The 23897-nt window shown below is 65.3% G+C and carries 21 protein-coding genes; 12 read left to right on the top strand and 9 right to left on the bottom strand.

The window, feature by feature from the left end:
• Positions 1 to 24 precede the first annotated feature (24 nt).
• A complete protein-coding gene (locus CCOS191_RS23520; RefSeq protein ID WP_023631497.1) occupies positions 25 to 318 on the bottom strand; it encodes a hypothetical protein in 294 nt (97 codons plus the stop codon).
• 68 nt (positions 319 to 386) lie between these two features.
• On the opposite strand from CCOS191_RS23520, the gene pbpC reads away from it, so the two are divergent.
• On the top strand, positions 387 to 2735 hold the full coding sequence (gene pbpC, locus CCOS191_RS23515; RefSeq protein ID WP_046857909.1) for a peptidoglycan glycosyltransferase PbpC: 2349 nt from the start codon (positions 387 to 389) through the stop codon (positions 2733 to 2735).
• Between the two features lie 15 nt (positions 2736 to 2750).
• Here the strand turns inward: pbpC and CCOS191_RS23510 are convergent, their stop codons facing one another.
• The 5 genes from CCOS191_RS23510 to CCOS191_RS23490 form a co-directional block, all read right to left on the bottom strand.
• Positions 2751 to 3188 carry a cupin domain-containing protein gene (locus tag CCOS191_RS23510; RefSeq protein WP_046857218.1) on the bottom strand — a complete coding sequence of 146 codons (438 nt, stop codon included), beginning with the start codon at positions 3186 to 3188 and terminating at the stop codon, positions 2751 to 2753.
• Between the two features lie 102 nt (positions 3189 to 3290).
• Positions 3291 to 4196: a LysR family transcriptional regulator gene (locus tag CCOS191_RS23505; RefSeq protein ID WP_046857217.1), complete on the bottom strand. Its 906-nt coding sequence runs from the start codon at positions 4194 to 4196 to the stop codon at positions 3291 to 3293.
• Between the two features lie 58 nt (positions 4197 to 4254).
• Positions 4255 to 5340: a tRNA (uridine(54)-C5)-methyltransferase TrmA gene (gene trmA / locus CCOS191_RS23500; RefSeq protein ID WP_046857216.1), complete on the bottom strand. Its 1086-nt coding sequence runs from the start codon at positions 5338 to 5340 to the stop codon at positions 4255 to 4257.
• Positions 5337 to 6632 carry an NCS2 family permease gene (locus tag CCOS191_RS23495; RefSeq protein ID WP_038707321.1) on the bottom strand — a complete coding sequence of 432 codons (1296 nt, stop codon included), beginning with the start codon at positions 6630 to 6632 and terminating at the stop codon, positions 5337 to 5339. The genes trmA and CCOS191_RS23495 overlap by 4 nt, the downstream gene beginning before the upstream one ends.
• A 341-nt stretch (positions 6633 to 6973) precedes the next feature.
• Entirely contained in the window at positions 6974 to 8194 is a 1221-nt protein-coding gene (locus CCOS191_RS23490) for an MFS transporter (RefSeq protein ID WP_046857215.1), read from the bottom strand.
• Positions 8195 to 8536: 342 nt separating this feature from the next.
• Here CCOS191_RS23490 and CCOS191_RS23485 point away from each other — a divergent pair, with 342 nt between their 5' ends.
• Genes CCOS191_RS23485 through CCOS191_RS23475 form a run of 3 tightly spaced genes read left to right on the top strand, consistent with a single transcriptional unit; the run spans position 8537 to position 11135 of the window.
• Entirely contained in the window at positions 8537 to 9973 is a 1437-nt protein-coding gene (locus CCOS191_RS23485; RefSeq protein WP_046857214.1) for a cytochrome ubiquinol oxidase subunit I, read from the top strand.
• A 1-nt stretch (position 9974) separates the two neighbouring features.
• Positions 9975 to 10982: a cytochrome d ubiquinol oxidase subunit II gene (cydB, locus tag CCOS191_RS23480; protein ID WP_046857213.1), complete on the top strand. Its 1008-nt coding sequence runs from the start codon at positions 9975 to 9977 to the stop codon at positions 10980 to 10982.
• 12 nt (positions 10983 to 10994) lie between these two features.
• Positions 10995 to 11135, top strand: coding sequence for a DUF2474 domain-containing protein (locus CCOS191_RS23475; RefSeq protein ID WP_023630574.1), 141 nt, complete (start codon positions 10995 to 10997; stop codon positions 11133 to 11135).
• A gap of 55 nt (positions 11136 to 11190) precedes the next feature.
• Here CCOS191_RS23475 and CCOS191_RS23470 read toward each other — a convergent pair whose 3' ends face one another.
• Complete coding sequence (locus CCOS191_RS23470) at positions 11191 to 12315, bottom strand: methyltransferase (RefSeq protein WP_046857212.1); 1125 nt, start codon at positions 12313 to 12315, stop codon at positions 11191 to 11193.
• A 98-nt stretch (positions 12316 to 12413) separates the two neighbouring features.
• Complete coding sequence (locus CCOS191_RS23465; protein ID WP_046857211.1) at positions 12414 to 13118, bottom strand: autoinducer binding domain-containing protein; 705 nt, start codon at positions 13116 to 13118, stop codon at positions 12414 to 12416.
• 216 nt (positions 13119 to 13334) lie between these two features.
• Between CCOS191_RS23465 and CCOS191_RS23460 the strand changes: the two genes are divergently transcribed.
• Complete coding sequence (locus CCOS191_RS23460; RefSeq protein ID WP_046857210.1) at positions 13335 to 14111, top strand: ferredoxin--NADP reductase; 777 nt, start codon at positions 13335 to 13337, stop codon at positions 14109 to 14111.
• A 68-nt stretch (positions 14112 to 14179) separates the two neighbouring features.
• Here CCOS191_RS23460 and mscL read toward each other — a convergent pair whose 3' ends face one another.
• On the bottom strand, positions 14180 to 14593 hold the full coding sequence (mscL, locus tag CCOS191_RS23455; RefSeq protein WP_046857209.1) for a large-conductance mechanosensitive channel protein MscL: 414 nt from the start codon (positions 14591 to 14593) through the stop codon (positions 14180 to 14182).
• Positions 14594 to 14771: 178 nt separating this feature from the next.
• Between mscL and radA the strand changes: the two genes are divergently transcribed.
• The 7 genes from radA (at position 14772) to CCOS191_RS23420 (ending at position 23896) form a co-directional block, all read left to right on the top strand.
• Positions 14772 to 16139, top strand: coding sequence for a DNA repair protein RadA (gene radA, locus CCOS191_RS23450; protein ID WP_046857208.1), 1368 nt, complete (start codon positions 14772 to 14774; stop codon positions 16137 to 16139).
• 72 nt (positions 16140 to 16211) lie between these two features.
• Positions 16212 to 16715, top strand: coding sequence for an RNA polymerase sigma factor (locus tag CCOS191_RS23445; protein WP_046857207.1), 504 nt, complete (start codon positions 16212 to 16214; stop codon positions 16713 to 16715).
• 68 nt (positions 16716 to 16783) lie between these two features.
• The gene (locus CCOS191_RS23440; RefSeq protein WP_046857206.1) at positions 16784 to 17773 is read left to right on the top strand and encodes a FecR family protein; all 990 of its coding nucleotides are present in this window, start codon (positions 16784 to 16786) and stop codon (positions 17771 to 17773) included.
• 117 nt (positions 17774 to 17890) lie between these two features.
• The gene (locus CCOS191_RS23435; protein WP_046857205.1) at positions 17891 to 20644 is read left to right on the top strand and encodes a TonB-dependent receptor; all 2754 of its coding nucleotides are present in this window, start codon (positions 17891 to 17893) and stop codon (positions 20642 to 20644) included.
• A gap of 82 nt (positions 20645 to 20726) precedes the next feature.
• Positions 20727 to 21338 carry a heme acquisition protein HasA gene (locus CCOS191_RS23430; RefSeq protein ID WP_046857204.1) on the top strand — a complete coding sequence of 204 codons (612 nt, stop codon included), beginning with the start codon at positions 20727 to 20729 and terminating at the stop codon, positions 21336 to 21338.
• 49 nt (positions 21339 to 21387) lie between these two features.
• Complete coding sequence (locus CCOS191_RS23425; RefSeq protein WP_046857203.1) at positions 21388 to 21984, top strand: heme acquisition protein HasA; 597 nt, start codon at positions 21388 to 21390, stop codon at positions 21982 to 21984.
• A 160-nt stretch (positions 21985 to 22144) separates the two neighbouring features.
• Positions 22145 to 23896, top strand: a complete 1752-nt coding sequence (locus CCOS191_RS23420) for a type I secretion system permease/ATPase (RefSeq protein ID WP_046857202.1) — start codon at positions 22145 to 22147, stop codon at positions 23894 to 23896.
• Position 23897 lies beyond the last annotated feature (1 nt).

Below are 23897 nucleotides of genomic sequence, written 5' to 3'. Positions count from 1 at the left end.
GCAGCTCCAGGCTTGCAGCTGCTTTCAATGCACCACCCAGCTCAACACCCACAACCCCAGCAACGCCCAGATGATCCCGAGGATGATCGATGCGCGCATGAATGCGCGGACCGCCGAGTACAGCAACATCAGGCCGACGATAAGCGCCAGGATGCTCACCAGCGAGGTATCCATCCCCAGCGTGCGCGCCAGGCCATCGATGAAATTGCCACCGGCGTTGGCCAGCAGGTTGAACAACCCGCTCAAGCCATCGACGATGAACCGGATCACCGAACCCAGTGCCTGGCCCAGCCATTCGAAAAAACCTTCTACATGCATAGTCGCTTCCTGATCAACGAATCGGCGATTCCCAGCCTTTGGCCATCACCTGGCCCGGTCGGTTCCCGATGCCAAGCTTAGCGCGCCCGCGCCTGACCAGGCTGCTGCGGCGTGTCGCCGTCGGCGTGCTGCTGGGCATGGCCCTGCTGTGGCTGGCCGACCGGATCTGGCCATTGCCCATGCCGGGCGACGACCTGGCGCGGGTGGTGCTGGCCGAGGATGGCACACCGTTGTGGCGCTTCGCCGACGCCGACGGCGTGTGGCGCTATCCGGTCAGCCCGCAGGAAGTCTCGCCGTTGTACCTTGAAGCCCTGCTCGCCTACGAGGACCGTTGGTTCTATCACCACCCCGGCGTCAACCCCATGGCCCTGGCCCGGGCTGCCTGGCTCAACCTGCGTGGCGGGCGGGTGGTGTCCGGCGGCAGCACCTTGTCGATGCAGGTGGCGCGCCTGCTCGACCCGCACGACCGCACCTTGCCCGGCAAGCTGCGCCAGCTGTGGCGCACGGCGCAGCTGGAGTGGCACCTGTCCAAGAACGAGATCCTGCAGCTGTACCTCAACCGGGCGCCGTTCGGCGGCACCTTGCAGGGCGTGGCAGCGGCCAGTTGGGCGTACCTGGGCAAGTCGCCGAAACACCTCACTCCGGCCGAAGCCGCGTTGCTCGCGGTGCTGCCCCAGGCGCCGAGCCGGCTGCGTCCGGACCGCCACCCTGAGCGCGCCCAGCGTGCCCGGGACAAGGTGCTGCAGCGCCTGGCCGAGTACCAGGTGTGGCCAGCCCAGCGCATCGACGAGGCGCGTGAGGAGCCGCTGTTGCTGGCGCCACGTCAGGAGCCGGCGCTGGCGCCGCTGCTGGCCCGGCGTCTGAATACCCCGAACAGCCCGCCACTGATCCGCACCACCCTCGACGCCGCCTTGCAGCGGCGCCTCGAAGACCTGCTGCTGGGCTGGCGTGCCCGCCTGCCCGAGCGCACCTCGGCGGCGTTGCTGGTGGTCGAGACCCAGAGCATGGCCGTGCGCGCGTATCTCGGCTCCATCGACTTGAACGATGAGCGCCGCTTCGGTCACGTGGACATGATCCACGCCCTGCGTTCGCCCGGCTCGACCCTCAAGCCGTTCCTCTACGCCATGGCCATGGACGACGGCCTGATCCACTCCGAATCGCTGTTGCAGGATGTGCCACGGCGCTACGGCGACTACCGCCCCGGCAACTTCTCCATGGGCTTCAGCGGCCCGGTGTCGGCCAGTTCGGCGTTGGCGCTGTCGCTCAATCTGCCGGCGGTGCAACTGCTCGAGGCCTACGGCCCGAAACGCTTCGCTGCGCAGATGCGCATGGGCGGGATGCCGCTGGTGCTGCCGCCGCTGGCCGAGCCGAACCTGTCGCTGATTCTTGGTGGTGCAGGCAGCCGGCTGGAGGACCTGGTCGGTGGCTATGCCGCGCTGGCTCGTGGTGGGCTGAGCGCGCAGGTGCGCCTGCAACCGCAGGACCCGCTGGTGGAGCGCCGCTTGCTGTCGCCGGGGGCGGCCTGGATCACCCGACGCATTCTCAGCGGCCTGGCGCGGCCGGACCGAGACCCTCACGCCGAGCTGGTGCAGCGTCCGCAATTGGCCTGGAAGACCGGCACCAGCTACGGCTTTCGCGATGCCTGGTCGGTGGGCGTCGGCCCGCGCTACCTGATCGGCGTGTGGATCGGCCGCCCCGACGGCACCCCGGTGCCGGGCCAGTTCGGCCTGGCCTCGGCGGCGCCATTGATGCTGCAGGTGCATGACCTGCTGAGCAACCGCGACAGCCAACGCGGTATCGAAGTGCCGGTCGAGCCTGTGCCCGATTCGGTCGGTGTGGCGGCGATCTGCTGGCCGCTGGGCCAGCCGATGAATCGTCAGGATTCGAACTGCCGTCGGCAACGTTTCGCCTGGACCCTCGACGCCACCACGCCACCGACCTTGCAGGCTGCCGATCAGCCGCTGGGGCTGGGTTTGCGCGAAACGGTGTGGCTCAACGAGCGTGGCTTGCGTGTCGATGCCTCCTGTCCCGGTGCCAAGGCCCAGGATGTCGCGCTGTGGCCGGCCCCGCTCGAACCGTGGTTGCCCAGCGCCGAACGCCGGGCAGCGCGACTGCCGACAGTCGACCCCGCCTGCCCACCTCGGATGGCGGCCAGCGCGCCACCGCTGTCGATCGTCGGGGTGCGGGCCGGCGACAGCCTGCGTCGCCCGGCCACCAGCCATGAGCCGCTGCAGGTGCGAGTGTCGGCATTGGGTGGGGCGGGGCGACGCTGGTGGTTCCTCAATGGCCAGCCCTTGGGCGAGACCCAAGGGCAGGACAGCCTGCAGGTAAGTTTCGAGCAGGCCGGGCGCATCGAGTTGAGTGCTTTGGATGAAAGCGGCGAGACGGCGCGGGTGGAGTTCCAGGTCAGCGAGTGAGCACGTTGCCCAGGCTCAGCCTTTGACCGGGTTCAGGTCGAAGGCACCGGCCTGGTACTGGAACAGCAGGCAATCGGCCGCCGCGGTGCAGCCACTTTCATGCACGAGGTTGGCGGGCAGTTTGTAGTAGGCGCCTGCCGGGTACTCCACCCGCTTGCCATCGATCACCGCGTAGAAGGTTCCGCTCAACACCACGGTCGGCAGGGTCTGGCTGTGGGTGTGCAGGCCATTGTCGGTGCCTTTGCGGAATTTTACGTAGGCCGAGTACGGTCCCTTGCCGAACAGGTCGCCTTCGACATTGGCGTAGCTCACCGCGCCGTGGGTGCCGGGCACCTGCTGCCATTTCAGCGAGGCGCTGTCAGGGACCGAACTCAGGGTGTCGCCTGCGGCGCTGGCGGTGGCGGTAATAGTGGCCAGGGTGAGGCCGGCGAATATCGTGTGCAGTGTTTTCATGGGGAGGCTCCTTCGCCAAGTGACAATGGGCGAAGGTTAAACAATCAAGTTACGCACAAATACTTCATCAGAGTGCCATGTCCTGTGCGTTTTAAGCACAAATCAATTTTGCCATCTCGGCTCTGCGTAGTACGCCTGCACGTAGTCGAGCAGTGCCCGTACCTTGGGCGCCACATAGCGGCTCTGCGGGTAGACCGCGTACAAGGTGCGCGAGGGCAGCGACCAATCTGCCAGCACCGGCACCAGGCGCCCGTCGCGCAAGGCGTCATGGGCGATGAAGCGGTCGAAGCTGGCGATCCCCAACCCACCGATCGCTGCTGCGCGCAGGGCCATCGGCGAATTGGCGCTCAGACGCTGGGGCATCAGCAACTCACGGCGCTCGCCGGCGGGGCCAGTCAGTTGCAGGCGCTGCGGATGCGGCAAGCGGCTGTAGCCGAGCAGCGGGTGGGCAGCCAGGGCGTCGGGGGTGGTCGGCGTGCCGTGGCGCTCCAGGTAGCCGGGAGCGGCCACCAGCACCACCTCGCTGTCTGCCAGCCTGCGGGCCACCAGGCTGGAGTCGGGCAGGTGGTCGGTGACCCTCAGGCAGACATCGATGTCTTCTTCCAGCAGGTCGATGAAGCGGTCGCTGCAATGCAGTTCGACCTGCAATCGCTCGTGACGTCCGACGAAGTCGGGTAGCCAGTGTCCGAGTTCCAGCTCGCCAAAGGCAGTGGCCACACCCAGGCGCAGCGTGCCGCTGGGCTGTTGTTGATGCTCGGACAGCTCAAGGTTCATGGCCTGCATCTGCTCGAGAATCCGTGTGCAGTGGCGATAGAACAGCGCCCCGGCTTCGGTCACTTGCAGGCGACGGGTGGTGCGGTTGAGCAGTTGCGTGCCGAGATGGCGTTCGAGGTGCTTCACCTGGCGCGACAGCACGGTGTGGGAAACGCCCGCCTGGTGGGCGGCGGCGCTGAAGCTGCCGAGGTCGACGACCCGGCGGAAGGTCTGCATGGCGCTCAACTGGTCCAATGGCACATCACTCCTTGCAGCGAACGGCGGGGCCCTGGCGGCCCCGCGTCGTCGCGGGTCAGCGCCGAACCAGCAGCACCCCGCTTTCCATATGGTGGGTGTAGGGGAACTGGTCGAACAGCGCACAGCGTTCGATACGGTGGGTATCGTGCAGCTGGGCGATGTTCTGCGCCAGGGTTTCCGGGTTGCAGGAGATGTACAGGATGCGCTCGAAACGACGGGTCAGCTCGCAGGTGTCCGGGTCCATGCCCGCGCGCGGCGGGTCGACGAACACCGTGCCGAAGTCGTAGCTCTTCAGGTCGATGCCTTCCAGCCGGCGGAACGGGCGGACCTCGTTCAGGGCCTGGGTCAGCTCTTCGGCCGACAGGCGCACCAGGCGCACGTTGTCCACGCCGTTCTCGTCGAGGTTGTGCAGGGCGGCGTTGACCGAGGTCTTGCTGATCTCGGTGGCCAGTACCTGGCGGGCGCGGGTGGCCAGCGGCAAGGTGAAGTTGCCGTTGCCGCAATACAGCTCGAGCAGGTCGTCCTGGCGCTCGCCCATGGCCTCGAAGGCCCAGCCGAGCATCTTCTGGTTCACCGCGCCGTTGGGCTGGGTGAAGGCACCTTCGGGCTGGCGATAGCTGAAGGTGCGCCCGGCGATGTCGAGCTTCTCCACCGCGTAGTCGCGGCCGATCACCACACGCTTGCCTTTCGAGCGGCCGACCACGCTGACACCGAGGTCGGCGGCCAACTGCTGCGCGGCGGCCTCCCAGGCCTCGTCCAGCGGGCGGTGGTAGCACAGGGTGATCATCGCATCACCGGCCAGGGTGGTGAGGAACTCCACCTGGAACAGCCGGTTGTCGAGGTCTTCATTGGCCTGCCAGGCGGCTTTCAGGCGCGGCATCAACGCATTGATGCGCTCGCTGGCGATCGGGAAGTCGTCGATCAGGATGGCCTTGTGCTTCTCGCCGGGAGCGAACATCGCATAGTGGCGTTGGCCGCCTTCGCGCCACAGACGGAACTCGGCGCGCAGGCGGTAGTGCCCGCGCGGCGAGTCGAACACGGCCGGCTCCGGCGCGTCGAACGGGGCCAGCAGGTCGCGCAGGCGGGCGGCCTTGGCCGCCAGTTGCGCGTCGTATTGCGCGGGATCGTAGGCAGCACTCATGCGGGGAACCAACCCAGCTTGATGACGAACAGGATGGACAGGATCACCAGCGCCGGGTTCAGGTCATGGCGACGGCCGGAGATCAGCTTGATGGCGGTCCAGGCGATGAAGCCGAAGGCGATGCCGTTGGCGATCGAGTAGGTCAGCGGCATGGCCAGGGCGGTCACCACCACCGGCGCGGCTTCGGTGACGTCGTCCCAGTTGATCTCGGCCAGGCCCGAAGCCATCAGCACGGCGACGAACAGCAGCGCCGGGGCGGTGGCGAAGGCCGGCACGCTGCCGGCCAGCGGGGCGAAGAACAGCGCCAGCAGGAACAGGATGGCGACCACGATGGCGGTCAGGCCCGTGCGCCCGCCGGCGCTCACGCCCGCCGCCGACTCGATGTAGCTGGTGGTGGTCGAGGTGCCCAGCAGCGAACCGGCCATGGCGGCGGTACTGTCGGCGATCAGGGCGCGGCCCATCTTCGGCATGTGGCCGTCCTTGCCCATCAGGCCGGCGCGCTTGGCCACGCCGATCAGGGTGCCGGAGTTGTCGAACAGGTCGACGAACAGGAAGGCGAAGATCACGCTGATCAGGCCGACGTCCAGGGCGCCAGCGATATCCAGTTGCAGGAAGGTCGGGGCCAGCGACGGCGGCATCGAGACCACCCCGCCGAACGGCGTGACGCCCAGCGCGATCGCGGCCACGGTCACCGCCAGGATACCGATCAGCACGGCGCCGCGAACCTTCAGCGATTCGAGGGCGACGATCAGGAAGAAGCCCAGGGTGGCGAGGATCGGCGCGGGTTTGCTGAGGTCGCCCAGGCCCACCAGGGTGGCCGGGTTATCGACGACGATGCCGGCGTTATGCAGGGCGATCAGCGCCAGGAACAGGCCGATGCCGGCAGCAATGGCCGAACGCAGCGGCAGTGGAATGCTGTTCACGATCCATTCGCGGATGCGGAAGATCGACAACAGGAAGAACAGCACCGCAGAGAGGAACACCGCGCCCAGCGCCACCTGCCAGGTGTGGCCCATGTGCAGGACCACGGTGTAGGTGAAGAAGGCGTTCAGGCCCATGCCCGGCGCCAGGGCGATCGGGTAGTTGGCGATGATGCCCATGGTCACCGAGCCGATGGCCGCGGCCAGGCAGGTGGCGACGAAGAGCGCGCCCTTGTCCATGCCGGTCTCGCCGAGGATGCTCGGGTTGACGAACAGGATGTAGGCCATGGCCAGGAAGGTGGTGACGCCCGCGAGAATCTCGGTGCGCACGTTGGTGTTGTGTGCTTTTAGTTGAAACAGCCTTTCCAGCATGCCTGCTCCCCGGGCGCCCTCGCGCCGTGAATGTATCGACCCCAACAGCAAAGCACAGACCGTACCGGGTGCCGTGGTTTTGTGTGGGGTGGAAAAAAGCCGCGCATCATACCAGCAAGGATGGCGGGGGCCTATGGCCATTGGGGAAGGCAATCGGGCAACGGTGTTGTCTTCCTGCACTGGCCTCATCGCTGGCAAGCCAGCTCCCACAGGGATGGCGCTTGGCTTGAACGCGGCACGGTCGGTGTGGGAGCCGGCTTGCCGGCGAGAGGCCGGTGCAGGACAAACCAGCATGCTGCCCCCGCGCGAGATTGCCTAATCTCTGGGTGCCAGCAGGTCGATCAACCGTTATGCATACGGTCGCGATGGGTCAACGTCGGGAACAGCTTCATCCATACCCCGGTCACCAGCAGCGTGCCCACGCCGCCGAGCACCACCGCCGGGACTGTGCCAAACCAGTGCGCGGTCAGCCCCGACTCGAACTCGCCGAGCTGGTTCGAGGCACCGATGAACAGCCCGTTCACCGCGCTTACCCGGCCGCGCATCTCGTCCGGCGTCTCCAGCTGCACGAAGGCGCCGCGGATGACCATGCTGATCATGTCCGCCGCGCCGAGCACCACCAGCACCGCCAGGGAGAACCAGAACGAGGTCGAGAGGCCGAAGGCGATGGTCGCCACGCCGAACACGCCGACCGAGGCGAACATGATCAGGCCCACCTTGCGCTCCACCGGGAAGCGCGCCAGCCACAGCGACATCAGCAGCGCGCCCACTGCCGGCGCCGAGCGCAGCAGGCCCAGGCCCCAGGCGCCGGTGAGCAGGATGTCCTTGGCGAACACTGGCAGCAGCGCGGTGGCCCCGCCCAGCAGCACGGCGAACAGGTCCAGGGAGATGGCGCCGAAGATGTCCGGGCGGCTGCGGATGAAGCGCACCCCGGCCAGCAGCGATTCCAGGTTGGCCCGACCGCGCTGGGGTAGTTGCTGGCGCGCGTCGAGGCTCAGGGTCAGCAGGCAGGCGATGAGGTAGAGGGCCACGGTCGGGCCGTACACCCAGGTACTGCCGAAGGCGTAGAGAAAGCCGCCGACCGCCGGGGCGACGATGGTCGCCGACTGGGTGGCCGACGCCGACGCCGCCACGGCCCGTGGGAACAGCCCGGGCGGCACCACGTTGGGCAGCAGCGCCTGGGTCGCCGGCATTTCGAACGAACGGGTGGCGCCGAGCAGGAAGGCGAGGATGAAGATCAGCTCGCGGCTGACGTTGTCGGTGACGCTGCCCAGCGCCAGCGCCAGGGCGATCAGCGCCTGCAGGGTCTGGCACAGGGCGGCCACCTTGCGTCGGTCGTAGCGGTCGGCGACATGGCCTGTGTGCAGCATGAACAGCACCCGGGGCGCGAACTCGACCAGCCCGACCAGGCCCAGGTCGAGGACATTCCCGGTCAGTTGGTAGAGGTGCCAGCCAATGGCCACGGTGAGCATCTGGAAGCCGCTGGCGGTGAACACGCGGGCCAGCCAGAAGGCCAGGAAAGGGCGGTGATGACGCAGCAATTGCGGGGCGGAATCGGACATCGGGGGGCTGCAGCCTCGGAGATAGAGGGGCCTGCAGAGTAACATCTGTTTGTAACAAATAGTTGCTGAAAGTCGTGTGGATCAACTCCCGCGACTTCGCAAAAGAGGGTGAGGCAACCGGTCACGCGGCAATCAACCACACATCCGGATGGGTCATTCAGGACTATGCTTCCATTCAGTCGTTGATCTGGATCAATCGTTCCAGATGCAACGATCTTGGCCTTCGGGCCGGAATCCCCGCGATCGAACAGAACAATTCCAACGCGCCGCACTCGATACCCGTGGGGGCAGTGGGCGACAGGCCATGAGCCCGGTCGCCGGATTACCTGAAGAGGAAGCACCATGTTCGGATTGGAAGCCCTAGAGCTCGCCCGAATCCAGTTTGCCTTTACCGTGTCCTTTCACATCCTGTTCCCGGCCATCACCATTGGCCTGGCGAGCTACCTGGCGGTCCTCGAAGGCCTTTGGCTGAAGACCGGCGACAACACCTACCGTGACCTCTACCACTTCTGGTCGAAGATCTTCGCCGTGAACTTCGGCATGGGCGTGGTCTCGGGCCTGGTCATGGCCTATCAATTCGGCACCAACTGGAGCCAGTTCTCCGATTTTGCCGGATCCATCACTGGTCCCTTGCTCACTTACGAGGTCTTGACCGCCTTCTTCCTCGAGGCCGGTTTCCTCGGCGTCATGCTGTTCGGCTGGAACCGTGTCGGTCGTGGCCTGCACTTCTTCGCCACCTGCATGGTGGCGCTCGGCACGCTGGTGTCGACCTTCTGGATCCTCGCCTCCAACAGCTGGATGCAGACTCCCCAGGGCTACGAGATCGTCAACGGCCAGGTGATTCCGGTGGACTGGTTCGCGGTGATCTTCAACCCGTCCTTCCCCTATCGCCTGATGCACATGGCCACTGCGGCCTTCGTCGCCACCGCGTTCTTCGTCGGCGCCTCGGCGGCCTGGCACCTGCTGCGCGGGCGGGACAACCCGGCGGTGCGCAAGATGCTGTCGATGGCCATGTGGATGGCCCTGGTGGTGGCGCCTATCCAGGCCGTGATCGGCGACTTCCATGGTTTGAACACGCTCAAGCACCAACCGGTGAAGATCGCCGCCATCGAAGGCCACTGGGAGAACAAACCCGGCGAGCCGACGCCGCTGATCCTGTTCGGCATTCCCGACATGCAGGCCGAAACCACGCGCTTCAAGGTCGAGATCCCGGCCTTGGGCAGCCTGATCCTGACCCATAGCCTGGACAAGCAAGTGCCGGCGATGAAGGAGTTCCCGCCTGAGGACCGACCCAACTCGACCATTGTGTTCTGGTCGTTCCGGGTCATGGTCGGCCTGGGCATGCTGATGATCTTCGTCGGCCTGTGGAGTGTGTGGCTGCGCAAGCGCGGCACCCTGTACAGTTCGCGCCCGTTCCTCTACCTGACCCTGTGGATGGGCCCGTCGGGGTTGATCGCCATCCTCGCCGGCTGGTTCACCACCGAGATCGGCCGCCAGCCGTGGGTGGTCTACGGGCTGATGCGCACCGCCGATGGGGTGTCCAACCATAGCTACGCGCAGTTGGGCTTCACCCTGGTGATGTTCGTGGTGGTCTACTTCGCCCTGTTCGGCACCGGCATCGGCTACATGATGCGCCTGGTGCGCAAAGGGCCGAAGACCGGTGAAGGCGATGAGCACACCCCCGGAGGCCCTGGCCAGAAACGTACGCCGGCGCGGCCGCTGTCCGCCGCCGATGAAGGCCATGAGGCCGACTCCAGCAGCCTGAGCAAGGGGAACTGAGATGGGTATCGATCTTCCGCTGATCTGGGCCGTGATCATCATCTTCGGCGTCATGATGTACGTGGTGATGGATGGTTTCGACCTGGGCATCGGCATGCTCTTCCCCTTCGTCCAGGACGAGCGTGACCGCGATGTGATGATGAACACGGTCGCTCCGGTATGGGACGGCAACGAGACCTGGCTGGTACTGGGCGGGGCGGCGCTGTTCGGGGCTTTCCCACTGGCCTATTCGGTGGTGTTGGAGGCGCTGTACCTGCCACTGATCCTGATGCTGGTGGGCCTGATCTTCCGGGGCGTGGCCTTCGAGTTCCGTTTCAAGGCCAGGGCCAACAGGCGTCATATCTGGGACAAGGCCTTCATCTGGGGTTCGCTGGTGGCGACCTTCTTCCAGGGCGTGGCCCTGGGCGCCTTCATCGAGGGCTTCAAGGTGGTCGACCGCAAGTTCGTCGGTGGCACACTTGATTGGCTGACGCCGTTCACGGTGTTCTCGGGTCTAGGTCTGATCGTCGCCTACACGCTGCTGGGCTGCACCTGGTTGATCATGAAGACCGAAGGGCCGCTGCAGCAGAAGATGCACGACATGGCCCGTCCCCTGGCGCTGGTGCTGCTGGTGGTGATCGGTATCGTCAGCCTGTGGACGCCGATCGCCTATCCGCAGATCGCCGAGCGCTGGTTCAGCATGCCCAACCTGGTCTGGTTCATGCCGGTGCCGATCCTGGTGCTGGTGACCTTCTACGGGTTGCTGCGGGCGGTGGCACGCAATGCCCACTACACCCCGTTCCTGCTGACCCTGGTGCTGATCTTCCTCGGTTACAGCGGGTTGGGCATCAGCCTGTGGCCGAACATCATCCCACCGTCGATCAGCATCTGGGATGCTGCGGCGCCGCCGCAGAGCCAGGGCTTCATGCTGGTGGGCACGCTGTTCATCCTGCCGTTCATCCTTGGTTACACCTACTGGAGCTACTACGTGTTCCGCGGCAAGGTGACCCATGAAGACGGCTATCACTAGGAGCGCCGGGCGATGAATGTCGAAGAGAAGAAACCGCTGTGGCAACGCCTGGGTTGGCTGGTGCTGATCTGGGGGCTGAGCGTGGCAGCACTTGGCGTGGTGGCTTATGGCATGCGCATGTTCATGAACGCGGCAGGCCTGAGTACTCACTAAGCCATTGAGTCAGCGCGGGGCAAGTCGTACCGATGCGACTTGCCCCGCGATGCTTTTATTTCCGGGCCTTGAGCACCACGAACTTCGGCGTTGCCGCTACCTGCTCGACACCCCGGAACAAACGCGCCAGCTTGCTGTGGTAGCCCAGGTGGCGGTTGCCGACGATGTACAGCGCGCCACCGACTTCCAGCGCCTCGCGGGCCTGCTGGAACATGCGCCAGGCGAGGAAGTCGCCGACCACCTGCTGCTGGTGGAACGGTGGATTGCACAGCACCACGTCCAGCGATTGTTTCTCCTGCCCCGCCAGGCCGTCCGCGGCCCTGATCGTCACTTCGCGTTCGCCCAGTGCCGCCTGCCAGTTCTCCCGCGCCGATTGCACCGCCATGTACGACTCGTCGACCAGGGTGAACTGCGCATCCGGGTTGGCCAGGGCGCAGGCGATCGCCAGCACGCCATTGCCACAGCCCAGATCAGCGACCCGGGCGCGGCCCAGGTCCCGTGGCAGGTGCGGCAGGAAGGCACGGGTACCGATGTCCAGGCCTTCGCGGCAGAACACGTTGGCGTGGTTGACCAGCTCCAGGGCCGGCGTCTCCAGACGATAGCGGCTGGGGTAGGGGGAGCGGGCGGCCGGGCGTTCGGCGACGGTGGCAGTCAGCAGGCGCGCTTTCTTCTGCGCCAGCGACGCCTGCACCGGGCCGAGGTACTTCTCCATAAGGTCGCCGGCGGCTCGGGGCAGGTGCTTGATCATCGCCCCGGCGATCACCTGGGCGCCAGGCGCCAATTGGCCCTGCAGGCGGATCAGTTGCTCCTCGAGCAGGGCCAGGGTCTTGGGTACGCGCACCAGCACGCGGTCGAACGGGCCCTGGAAGGGCTCGCTGGCCGGGATGAAGGGCACGCTGTCGAACGGCTTGCCGTTGCCCGCCAGATTCTTCTCCAGGGCCAGGTGCGCCAGGTGCGAGTCGCCGCTGCTGGTCACGTCCAGGTGCCCGGCCAAGCTGGCGGCCAGGGCGCCGAAGCTGTCGTTGAGCACCAGCACCTTGCAGCCTGAGCCCGGTGCCTGGGCGGCCAGGTGTTCCAGCAGGTACTGGTCGGCGGCATCGAACGCCAGCAGCGGGTCGTTGGCTTGCTCCGGCTGGCGGATCAGGTCGAGGTCGGCGAAGGGGCTGTTGAACAGGGGCATGACGTGGGGCTCTGCTGCGTATCTGCCCGGCGCGCGGGTGCGGCGGGCTTGCGGCGGGGGATTCTACAGGGCTTTGCGCTTGGGTGGGGGACGCGCTGTCAGAGCAGGCCGCGCAGGGCGGCAATGGCGATGGCGCCGGCTTTGTTGGAGGCGTTGGTCTTGCTGATCACACTGCGAATATGAAAATTCACGGTGCTGGTCGACAGTGAAAGAATCATCGCCACGTCGGCTGCGGTCTTGCCGGCGGCCGACCACTTGAGCACTTCGAGCTCGCGCTCGCTCAATTGCGGCAGTGGGCTGTACTTCGCCAGATGGTGCGCACTGAGCGCGGCGTGCAAGGTGTTGCACAGCCACATCACCTGGGCGCTCTTCTCGAACAGTTCGTCACGTGAGACCACGCCCTGAGCCCTGGTGACACTTAGCTGGCTTTCGTTGTGCTGCTGGTCGTGCACCGACTGGCTCCAGCCATGGGTCATGCCGAAGGCAGTGGCAGCCTCACGCAGCTGAGGCACCTCGTGGAACAGTTCGTCGCTCCAGACCAGCGGTAACGTCGTGTTGTGGCATTTTGCTACTGTCGGATCTATCTTGATGAAGTCTTCAGCCTGGTAGCGCGCATTCCAGGCGCCTGGGTAATTGTTGTAGAGGATCACCTGGGGGCCACGGGCAGCGACATGCAGGTGCAGGGTCAGGCCGACGAACTCCATGTCCAGTGCCTGGACCAGTTTCACGGCCTGGCCGAACAGCTGCTGCGGCTCTCGCTCCTCCAGCATCTGCTGGAGTTGCTCACTCTTCCAATGTGGCATCGGTGAAGCTCCCTTTGTGTCGCGGTGGATCCAAAGTCAGCGTTGTACGGGCAGTAGTGTAGGAAATCTCCTAATGGTGTGCTGGGTTTTTTTGCTATAGCTGTCACGCATTCTTAAGCAGATTGTGCTTGGTTCCTGGCGATACCTTACAAACCGACGGTGTTTATCTCTGCTGCTTTGCGCGACACTGTGCGCACTTGATTCGTGGAGCCCGTCATGACCGCCAGCGCCGACAAATTCACCCGCCAGACCCTGCTCGGCGTCCAGCCCCTTACACCCAACCTTTTTTCCCTGCGCGTGACCCGCGATGCAGGCTTTCGCTTTCGTGCCGGTCAGTTCGCCCGGCTGGGCGTGAACAAGGCCGATGGCAGCGTCGTCTGGCGTGCCTATTCCATGGTCAGCGCGCCCCATGACGAGTTTCTCGACTTCTTCTCCATCGTGGTGCCCGGGGGCGAGTTCACCAGCGAGCTCAGCCGGCTTGGCGAAGGCGACACCCTGCTGATCGACCGCCAGGCCTTCGGCTACCTGACCCTTGACCGCTTCGTCGGCGGCCGTGACTTGTGGCTGCTGGCCACCGGCACCGGCATCGCACCGTTCATGTCGATCCTGCAGGACTTCGAGGCCTGGGAGCGCTTCGACAACATCAAGCTGGTGTACTCGGTGCGCGAGGCGAAGGAGCTGGCGTATGTCGATGACATCGCCGCGCTGGAACAGCGCGACTACCTGGCGGAGTACGCGGGCAAGCTGCAGTTCATTCCGGTGGTCACCCGAGAGCAGCATCCGGGGGCGTTGAATGCGCGGATTACCACGTTGATCGAGAACGGTGAACTGGAAAAGGCGGCGGGGCTGGCGCTGTCGCCAGAGCATTCACGGATCATGCTGTGCGGCAACCCGGAGATGATCGACGAGACGCGCAAGGTGCTCAAGGCGCGGGACTTGCAACTGAGCCTGAGCAAGCGGCCGGGACAGGTGGCGGTGGAGAACTACTGGTAAGGAACGATGGCGCCTTTTGGAACGCCGTCACTGGGGCCGCTGCAAAGCGGCCCCAGTCGTTTTGTGCTTCAGGGCTGGCGATTCTGCGCCTTGAGCAGGTCGCGAATCTCGGTCAGCAGGGTTTCCTCGGCGCTGGGCACCGGCGGTGCGGTCGGGGCCACGGCTTCTTCGCGCTTGAGGCGGTTGATCACCTTCACGCCCATGAAGATGGCGAAAGCGACGATGATGAAGTCGAGCACGGTCTGGATGAACTTGCCGTAGGCCAGCATCACGGCCGGCACATCACCTTCGGCCGCCTTGAGCGTGATGGCCAGGTCACTGAAGTCGACGCCGCCGATCAGCAGGCCGATGGGGGGCATGATCACGTCACCGACAAAGGACGAAACGATCTTGCCGAACGCCGCGCCGATGATGATACCCACCGCCATGTCGACGACATTTCCCTTGACCGCGAAGGCCTTGAATTCACTGAGCATGCCCATGCTGTATTCCTTTGTTACGAATGGAGAGGTAAACGCAGTGTAAGCCACTAAAACGCTTCATGCGTGACGTTCGCAGCTACAGACTGTTTATAGAGCGAATAGTTTTGTCGCCCGCCGAGGCCTCCGGGGCACGTCCGTGTTCGGCTATCATGGCGGTTTTTTCCAGGAGACCCAGCCCATGGCCAAGGCCAAGCGTTTGTATGGCTGCACCGAGTGCGGCGCGACCTTCCCCAAGTGGGCCGGGCAGTGTGGCGAGTGCGGGGCCTGGAACACCCTGGTCGAGAGCATGATCGAAAGCGGCGGCGCCGCGGCACCGAGCGGGCGTACCGGCTGGACCGGGCAGCAGGCGCAGATCAAGACCCTGGCCGAAGTGAGCGTCGAGGAGATCCCGCGCTTCACCACCAGCAGCACCGAACTCGACCGCGTGCTGGGCGGCGGCCTGGTGGATGGATCGGTGGTGCTGATCGGGGGCGATCCGGGTATCGGCAAATCGACCATCCTCTTGCAGACCCTGTGCAACATCGCCGTGCAGATGCCGGCGCTGTATGTCACCGGCGAGGAGTCGCAGCAGCAGGTGGCCATGCGCTCCCGGCGCCTGGGCCTGCCCCAGGACCAGCTCAAGGTCATGACTGAGACCTGCATCGAGACCATCATCGCCACCGCGCGCCAGGAAAAGCCGCGGGTGATGGTGATCGACTCGATCCAGACCATCTTCACCGAACAACTGCAGTCGGCGCCGGGTGGCGTGGCCCAGGTGCGCGAGAGCACGGCATTGCTGGTGCGCTATGCCAAGCAGAGCGGCACGGCGATCTTCCTGGTCGGTCATGTCACCAAGGAAGGCTCGTTGGCAGGTCCTCGGGTGCTCGAGCACATGGTCGACACGGTGCTGTATTTCGAGGGCGAGTCCGATGGCCGCCTGCGCCTGCTGCGCGCAGTGAAGAACCGCTTTGGCGCGGTCAACGAGCTGGGCGTGTTCGGCATGACCGACCGCGGCCTCAAGGAAGTCTCCAATCCGTCGGCGATCTTCCTCAATCGCACCCAGGAAGAGGTGCCCGGCAGCGTGGTCATGGCCACCTGGGAGGGCACCCGGCCGATGCTGGTGGAGGTCCAGGCGCTGGTCGACGACAGCCACCTGGCCAACCCGCGACGGGTGACCCTGGGTCTGGACCAGAACCGCCTGGCCATGCTGCTGGCGGTGCTGCACCGACACGGTGGCATCCCCACCCATGACCAGGACGTGTTCCTCAACGTCGTCGGCGGGGTGAAGGTGCTCGAGACTGCCTCCGACCTCGCATTGCTGGCTGCGGTGATGTCCAGCCTGCGCAATCGTCCGCTGGCCCATGGCCTGCTGGTGTTCGGCGAGATCGGCCTGTCGGGCGAGGTGCGCCCGGTGCCCAGTGGCCAGGAGCGTTTGAAAGAAGCGGCAAAACATGGCTTCAAGCGGGCCATCGTGCCCAAGGGCAACGCGCCGAAAGAGGCGCCCGCCGGGTTGCAGGTGATTGCCGTGACCCGTCTGGAACAGGCGCTGGATGCATTGTTCGAGTAGGTCATTTTCTTGTAAGTGATTCTCAATAGCGAGTAGCATACCGCCACCTTGCGACCACCTCATGGAGCGCGTGTGGCGGAGTTAGACCTCAAGCGGCTGTTTCTCAAGCACGCGAAAAACCTTCAAGGCCTGCTCTCGCGCAAGGTGCGCGACCCACAGCTGGCCGCTGACCTTGTGCAGGACAGTTTCCTGCGCCTGGCCGAGCAGCAGCGTACCGAGACCATCGACAACGCCCAGGCGTACCTCTATCGCACCGCGCACAACCTGATGATCGATCATGTGCGTCAGCAGCAAAGGCGCAAGACCGACACGGTGCCCCACGAGGCTTTCGAGGCGCTCGTCGAGGACGGCCCTGGGCTTGAGGAGCAAGCCGTGCGCGAGCAGCACCTGCGTCGCCTGCAGATGATCCTCGGCGAATTGCCCGAGCGCACCCGGGAAATCTTCCGCCTCAACCGCCTGGAAGGGATGACCCATGCCGAGGTTGCCCGGCACCTGGGGATCTCCGACAGCTCGGTGCAAAAGCATCTGGCCAAGGCCCTGGCCTATGTGATGCAGTGCCTGCAGGAAACCGAATGACCAACGGTTTACTGACTAATGCCGCTTCAGACGTCAGCCCAGACATAACCAGATCGCGAGAGAACCGTGTGAGCAGCCAGAACGAGCAAGCCATCCGCGAGCAGGCCGCCGAGTGGGTGGTGCTGCAGCAGGCCGGTCCCCTGAGTCCGGCGCAGCAGCACGCCTTGGACCAGTGGTGCGCCAGCGACCCTCGGCACGCCCGGGCTTATGGTTTCGCCCAGACCACCTGGGCCGACCTCGGGCAATTGGCAAGCCTGCCCGCCGTCTCGACCGTTCGCGCCACGATTTCCCGCCAGGGCAGCTCGGTGCGCAAACGGCGACCGCGCTTGCGACGGGTAGTCGCCAGCGCAGCGGCACTACTGCTGGCCGTGCTGGTCGTGCAGCAGGGACCACAGGTCTGGCTGGGCTGGCGCGCTGACTACCTCACGGGCATCGGCGAGGTGCGGCGGGTGACCTTGCCCGATGGCAGCCAGGTGGAGCTTGACAGCCGCAGCGCCCTCCAGCTCGCCTTCGACGCTCGGGAACGCCGCGTACGCCTGCTGTCCGGTGAAGCCATCTTCACCGCCGCACCGGTCACGGCCCAGGACACACGCCCGTTCGTGGTTGAATACGCCGGGGCTACCAGCCGCGCCCTTGGTACACGCTTCGTGGTCGGCGCGGCGGGTGAGGGGGGCTGGGTCGGCATGCTGGAGCACAGTGTCGCGGTCGAGCTGCAGGCACCGCCGTTGCAGGGGCAGGCCGGCCAGGTGCTGGAGCAGGGCGATAGCCTGCGCTATGACCAGCGCAAGGGGGTGCGACCATGGCCGAGTCTCGACCTGCGGCGAGCCACGGACTGGCAGCGCGGCGTGCTGGTGTTCGAACGCCAGCCACTCGCCGAGGTGGTCGCCCGGCTCAATCGCTACCGTGCAGGCCAGCTGGTGGTCGCCAGTGACGTACTGGCCCGACGTGAGGTCAGCGGGGTATTCCGTCTGGATCAACTCAGTACCGCGCCAGTCGTGCTTGGTGACGAGCTCAAGGCCCGTCTGATCGAGCTTCCAGGCTTGGCCGTGCTCTACTGAAGGCGGGCTCAGCAAAAAACTTTCGATTTTATTTACTGACTTTTTCCACGTTGCTCGTCTGATTGTTGAGATTGATTTTCATTACTAGAAAACGCCAACAACGGACGAGCAACCGCAGTGAGCACGCCACGACAACAACCCTTGCGCCCTCTGGGCCGCCTCGCCCTGGCTGGTAGCCTGGTCTTGGGCAGCTGTGTATTGCCGATCGGGATCGGCCAGGCACACGCCGCCGACTCGTCAAGCACTGCCAGCCGCAACCAGGTGCGTTTCGACATTCCGGCCCAGTCGCTCGACAGCGCGGTGCTGGCCTACGCCGAGCAGTCCGGTGTGCAGGTGTTCTTCGACAGCCGCAAGCTGGCCGGCCTGCGCAGCGAAGGGCTGCACGGCAACTACCCGGCCGAAGAGGGCCTGCGGCAGTTGCTGCGCGGCACGCCGGTACGCTACCACTTCAGCGCAGCCGGGCAGGTCGGGCTGGAACGAGTCGTCCAGGACGGCGAGGCCCTGGAGCTTGGCGCGACCCATGTCGATTCGCAGCGCGATGGCGACTGGGTGTACCAGACCCCGCGTTCGGTCAGCGTGATCACCCGCGGGCAGATCGACCAGCGCCCACCACGCCATGCCGCCGACATGCTCGAGCAGACCGCCGGGGTCTACACCGCGGTCAACCAGCGCGACCCTGGGCTGTCGGTGAACATTCGCGGCGTGCAGGACTATGGTCGAGTCAACATGAACATCGATGGCATGCGCCAGAACTTCAACGTCAACGGCCACCAGCAGCGCAACGGCGTGATGTTCATCGACCCCGAGTTCGTGCAGGGCATTGAGATCGACAAGGGGACCTCGGCCGGCATGGGGGGCGCCGGGGTGATCGGCGGTATCGCCAGTTTCAACACCATCCAGGCCAGCGACCTGCTCGGTCCAGGCAAGGAAGTCGGAGGCCGGCTGCGAGCCGGGCACGGCATCGGCGAACTGGGCAACGGCACCTATTTCAATGGCAGCGCCCTGTTTGCCGCCGGTAACGAAATCGGCGACATTCTCGTCGGGCACAGCGAGCGGCACTACGGCGACTATCGAAGCGGCACACAGAACGCCGACAATCTGGGCACCCAGATCCGTGGCAAGCTGGACAACCGAGAGGCCTGGAAGGGCTGGCTCAATGGCGAAGTCGGCGCCATGGATAGTGTGACCCGCTCGCAGCTGTTCAAGCTGGGACTGAACTTCGCCGATGACCAGCGCCTGCAGTTCAGCTACTTCGAAACCGACACCGACAGCAAGGACGCCTGGACCTATAGCGACTCGGTGACCAACCGCTACTACTACCGGGTCACCAGCACCAACGACATCAACGCCAAGAACGCCGCGCTGGACTACAGCTACAAGCCTGACAACAATCTCATCGACTTCAAGGCCAAGCTTTATTACGTCACCACCCGGCAGGACCGCTGGAACGCCGACAACCTGTCGTCGCTGGAAACCGGCAACCACGTCGAGGCCTATACCGACCGCTACCAGACTGACACCTGGGGCCTGCAGCTTGAGAACACCTCGCGCTGGCAGGTGGGCAGTGTCGGCGCGTTGGCCTTCAATTACGGCAGCGAAGCCTTCCAGGACACGTTCCGCCCAAGTACCAACCGCGTCGCCGCCCCCAACGAGATCGACGCGCTGCCCTATGTCGAAGGGCTGACGCCCAAGGGCAAGCGGATCATGGCCAGCCTGTTCGGCAACCTGCGCTACGACCATGGCGACTGGCTGACGCTTGACGCCGGCCTGCGCTACGACCGTTTTCGCCTGACCGGCGACACCGGGGTGACCACCTGGATGTACCCGATGGGCGTCACCGAGCCCAACCTGCGCCGCCAGGAGACCCACATGCTGTTCGATGTCGATCGCGAGGAAGGGCGTTTCTCGCCGACCTTCGGCATCGCCGTCAAGCCGGGCCCCGAGTGGTTGCAGGTCTATACCCGCTGGGGCCGTGGCTGGCGTCCGCCACAGGTCACCGAGGCGTTCATGACTGGCCGCCCGCATGGCGGCGGTTCGGAGATGGTCTATCCCAACCCGTTCCTCAAGGCCGAGGAGTCGCACAACTGGGAGCTGGGGGTAAACATCTTCCGCGAGTCGCTGTTTCGCGACGGCGATCGCTTCGCCGCCAAGGTCGCCTACTTCGACACGCGTATCGACAACTTCTCGTTCCTCGATATCAACGCCACCCTGCCTGGTTCGAGCATCAGCGGTATCTCGCTGGGTCGCTCGGTGTACGAGAACAACCTCAGGACCACGCGTTTTCGGGGTGTCGAGTACAGCCTGGACTATGACGCCGGCGCCTACTACGGCCAGCTCAGCTACACCCACATGATCGGCAGCAACGACTTCTGCTCCAAGCAGTACTACCTCGGCGGTGCCCAGCGCCTGGTCAATGCCGGCACGGTGAGGCGTCCGGTGCAGGTGGGCAACCGGATCATCATGTTGCCGGTGCGGGTATCCCGCGCCGAATGGGCGGATAGCCAGAACGCTGTCACCAGCTGTGGCGAGATCATGGGCAATGCCGCCTACATGCCGGCCGACCGTGGTGCCTTGACCCTGGGCATGCGCTTTCTCGAGCGCACCCTCGACGTGGGCATGCGGGCCCGCTACAGCGAGGGCAATGGTGAAAACCTCAACACCCACACCTACAGCCAGATCGACCAGGCCCTATGGCCCAAGTACCTGGTCTATGACCTTTACGCCAGCTACTGGATGACGCCGCAGCTCAACGTTGCGCTGTCCCTGGAGAACGCGACCGATGAGGCCTATTTCGTCGCCATGGGCGATGGCAACAACCTGTCACTGGCTCGTGGCCGCACCCTTTCCGGGATACTCGAGTACCGCTTCTGAACAACCGGGTTTGCCCATTCCGGGCGACACGAAGGCCACCATCGCGCCTTTGTCTTAACTGTGCAACATCGAGGAACCGTCAATGACTCTTTCCGTTACCTACGACGCCGCCTTCGCCGGATCCACCATCGACGACTACCTGGCCTTCTGGACTACCGGCTTCGTCACCGCCGGCCACGGCTACAGCAACACCGGCGGCTTCAGCAACGGCACCTTCAATGGCGACCAGTACGCCACCCATGGCGCCAGTGGCTCGGACTACGCGTTCATCGCCGACAGCAATACCGCCAATGGCCTGCACTATGTATTCGACCCGTCCAAGGCCCCAGGCGACAACCTCAACCACTACCTGTGGGGCTCGCTGGACAACGTCTCGCTGGGTGAAGTGCTGGTTGGCGGTGGCGGTAGCGACTTCAGCCTGAGCAACTACGTGGTCAGCTTCAACGGCCTGGACCTGGATGCCGCGTTGGGTGCCGGCCGTGCCGGTAACGAAGTGCAGAGCGTGATCTATGGCCTGATGCAGGGCAACACCAGCGCCCTGGAGAGCGCCCTGGACAGCCTGCTGGCCGCCTATGGCACCTCGACCAACGACACCTTCGAAAGCGTCGCCGCGCACCTGGCCGCAGGCCCGGTCAATGCCGCCGAGGCCGTGGGTGTGCAAGCGCTGCCGGAAGACCTGGCGCTGGCTGCTTGAGCATGACCGCCAGCGTGTTCGTTCCACCAGGCCTTGAACAGGAGATGCCATGAGCCTGACGATCAGTTTCGAGCCGTACTTCGCCCCCGCGACCCTGGACGATTACCTGGCGTTCTGGCGCCAGGGCTTCGATCCGCAGGGAAACGGCGGCATCAGTATTCCTGCGTATGTCAGTGGTGCCGGCGCCGGCACGACCTGGTTCGCCCACGGTAATCCGGGTAGCGAGTACGGCGTCCTGCTGCATGGTGAAGGCCAGGGCACGCAGCTCTCGTTCTCCACTCCCGAGGCGTTCCGCGCCTACGGGCAGCTGGACAGCGTGACGCTGGGCGCAACCGTGACTGGGGGTAACGGCTCGCCATTGACCTTCATGGACTATGGCGTGCGTTTCTCTGGCCTGGACCTGAGCGCGACCGCGCAATCGGCACTGGCAGACAATCAGGTTCACCAGGTCGCCGAAGGCTTGCTGCGTGGGGACACGAGCGCGTTGGAAACCGTGCTGGATCGGCTCCTGGCCGATTACGGTGTGTCCACCGACGATACCTTCGAGGCCGTGGGGCTGGCGCTTGCCGCAGGCCCTCACGCCGCCGCTTGCGCACAAGTCGTAGGCGTGCCGGTCGCTTTGGAAGAGGTCGCCCTGGCCGCCTGACAGCCGGGGACAAAAAAGCGATTGGAAGATCACTCCTCCAATCGCTGTCCAGCCGTCGCCACCCCGCTGTCCTGGCCGGGCTCGGGTGTGGCGACACCGAATTCTGCGAGGCGGCGCCCCGTCGGTCAATGGGGGCGCCGTCCACTCTCCGGGATCATCGATGAAGACCAACCGCAACATGGCCCCTGGCGAACTGTGGCAGGCCCTGCTGGGCTGCCGCGCCGGCCTGGGCAACGTCGCCCTGTTCAGCGCCGTGATCAATCTGCTGATGCTGGCGCCGGCGCTGTACATGCTGCAGGTCTACGACCGGGTACTGTCATCGGGCAACGAGATGACCCTGCTGATGCTCAGCCTCATGGTGCTGGGTTTGTTCGCCTTCATGGGCGCGCTGGAATGGCTGCGCAGCCAGGTGGTCATCCGCCTCGGCACGCGCCTGGACCTCACGCTGGCGCCCCGGGTCTTCGAGGCCGCCAGCCAGGCCAGCCTTGCCGGCCATCGCGATGGCGCCCAACAGGCCCTGGGCGACCTGACCGGCTTGCGCCAGTTTGCCACCGGCCAGGCGCTGTTCGCTTTCTTCGATGCACCCTGGTTCCCGTTGTACTTGCTGGTGATCTTCCTGTTCAGCCCGTGGCTCGGCCTGCTGGCGCTGGTCGGGGCGCTGCTGTTGGCCGGGCTGGCGTGGCTCAATGAGCGCTTGACCCGGGTACCGTTCGCCGAGGCCGGACGCCTGTCGCACCAGGCCGGGCAACAGGCGGCGGGCAACCTGCGCAACGCCGAGGCCATCGCCGCCATGGGTATGCTCGACGCCGTTCGTCAACGCTGGAGCCTGTTGCAGCATGGCTTCCTGAGCCTGCAGAACCTGGGCAGCGAGCGCACCGCGGCCGTCACCGCGCTGTCCAAGGTGGTGCGCCTGGCCCTGCAGTCGCTGGTGCTGGGATTGGGCGCCTGGCTGGCGCTGGAGCACCTGATTACGCCGGGCATGATGATCGCCGGATCGATTCTCATGGCCCGGGTACTGGCGCCGATCGACCAGTTGATCGCCGTTTGGCGTCAGTGGGGGAGCGCGCGTCAGTCCTACGAGCGCCTCGATGCCTTGTTGCGGGCCTATCCACCGCAGACGCGAGGCATGCCGCTGCCGACGCCAAAGGGGCATGTGCGGGTCGAGCAGTTGGTGGCGCTGGTACCGGGCGGCCAACGTCCGTGTCTGTCCGGTATCGGTTTTGATCTCGCGGCTGGCGAGTCGCTGGGGTTGATCGGTGCTTCCGGCTCTGGCAAGACCACCCTGGCCCGGCTGCTGGTGGGCGCGGCCAGCCCGGCGACGGGCAAGGTCTGCCTGGATGGCGCGGCGCTGGGGCAGTGGGATCGCGAGCTGCTGGGCCGGCACATCGGCTACCTGCCCCAGGATGTCCAGCTGTTCGCCGGCAGCATCGCCGAGAACATCGCCCGTCTTGGGCCGGTGGATGCTGAGCAGGTGGTGGCGGCGGCGCAACTGGCCGGCGTGCACGAGCTGATCCTCAAGCTGCCTCAGGGTTACGACACGCTGCTGGGCGAGGGGGGCGCCGGTCTTTCGGGTGGACAGCGCCAGCGTATCGGGCTGGCACGGGCGCTTTACGCAATGCCGGCCCTGGTGGTGCTGGACGAACCCAACTCGAACCTCGATGAAGCCGGTGAGCGGGCTTTGTTGAGCGCCCTCGCCGAACTCAAGGCGCAAGCGCGCACAGTGGTGATGATCAGCCATAAGTCCAGCCTGCTGGCGGGCCTGGACAAGCTGCTGGTGCTGCAAAGTGGCCAGATGCAGAACTTCGGGCCGACCGCGCGCGTGCTGCAAGGCACGGCGCGCCCTGTGGCGGCGCCTGTCGGGCGCGGCGGCGGTATCAGCTACAGCTTCAACCAAGGCAGCCAGAGATCCTGAG

This window comes from Pseudomonas sp. CCOS 191 (assembly GCF_001007005.1).
GTDB classification, from domain to species: domain Bacteria; phylum Pseudomonadota; class Gammaproteobacteria; order Pseudomonadales; family Pseudomonadaceae; genus Aquipseudomonas; species Aquipseudomonas soli.
Note: the sequence above shows the minus strand (reverse complement) of the source record. Positions and strands in the feature narration are given on the sequence as shown.